The 1,524-nt window shown below is 39.8% G+C and carries 1 protein-coding gene; it reads right to left on the bottom strand.

Annotated features, from left to right (window positions below):
• On the bottom strand, positions 1-1,524 hold a 1,524-nt coding region (locus CGS49_RS13415; protein ID WP_143405878.1), incomplete at both ends, for a type IV secretory system conjugative DNA transfer family protein.

Raw genomic sequence — 1,524 nt, 5'->3', positions numbered from 1 at the left:
TGGTCATACCGCAGGCGGCCTTTTTTTTTTATATTTTTTTCTATGAACCAATCATTTACAAACTTATAGACCTTATTTTCATCTTTGGCAACATAAAACGCCGTTTGAGCTGGCAAGACTTTAATCTCATCTGGATTGATGAGATATTCCCTAGCTAGTGTGTTACTTGCTTCGTCTGTTCCAAGTCCTCCCGTGGTTCGTTCTGTCTGTGTTACTGTCTGCCTTGTTCCGACAATGTCCGCCACCATTTCCGCCGATTTGGGACTGTTTTGGCGAAAAATTACAAAACGGTTGATATTCTCAATAACTGCTTGCTGAAAATCCTCTCCAAGTGCCGAAAGGTCGGCCATCGATTGGGTTGAAAGATACACCGTAACGCCAGCACTCCTAGCACGTGACAACAAAGCAAGCATGGTTTTACTTGCGTACGCTGAAAATTCATCTAGAACAAGCCTAACTTGCCTATCTCTTTTGTGCTTTCCGTTAAGGCGTGAAGCCGTGAAATTTCGGACATCTTGTACAACCATTTTAGCCAACCCTTGGCTATATTCTGGCATACTCATTTCATCAATCAGAACAAGTAAAATCTGGTTATCATCATAGATGCTTGAAACGTTAAACCAATTTTTACTACTTCCACCCTCAAAAATTGCTTTCCCTCGACCACGTCTAAAAATTTCTAACTTAGTGACGCTAGCCTTGGAATCTTCCCAGTTTTTCTCAATCTCTGAAAACAAAATAGAGAATTGGGTAGCCTCATCATTTGATAATTCCTCGTCTTTCATGTGCAACAAATCAGCCTGTATCATTTCAAAATTTAAGCAATCCAATATATTTGAAAAGCTGAACTTAATCCCTAGCAACTCCATAATCTCAAGAACTGAAATCAGATAGGCTTCAAACATTGTTTTATAGTGTTCACTACCACTTGATTTTTTTACGGTATCATCATCTAGCAAAGACATCATCAAATCTTTTGCATCTGGGTTGTTAGTACCATTCAGAATTACTAATTCTCGACCTAGTTCTTCAGCAATTTTTGAAGCATTATCTAATAGCCCATACTCTCCAGTGTCCCCTTTTCCATCTAAAATAATCAAAACATCTGGTTGCTTATCCGACCGACTAGCAGTTACTCTTGACATTTGATTGATGTAGCTCGTCTTGCCTCCCCCCGTTGTCGCAAGTACCAGCTGGTGCTTATCGTTTAGGTAATCTGGGGTATAGTCATCAGTGAAACGATCCGCAAGGCGGTCCGTTTCACGCTTCATCATCACTTCTCGGTGGTCTCTTGAACTATATACTAGCCCAGCAAATGAAAAACTAGAAACAGACCAGCCCCAAAAATCTAGTAGGGAGAAAAACCAAAAACTAAATAATAAGGAGCTACTATCGCTATCAAGATTGAACTCAACCACTAAGCGAATGACCTTCAAAAACATTTGGATAATGTGAGGAACACCAGTTACAAAAAAGCCTAAGAATAGCCCCACAAGTCCGATAATGACAGAGATTTTTATCAAT

It is taken from the genome of Faecalibacterium langellae (assembly GCF_002549775.1).
Taxonomy (GTDB): Bacteria; Bacillota; Clostridia; order Oscillospirales; family Ruminococcaceae; genus Faecalibacterium; species Faecalibacterium langellae.
The sequence above is the reverse complement of the archived record's forward strand: the minus strand, read 5'-3'. Positions and strand labels throughout refer to the sequence as shown.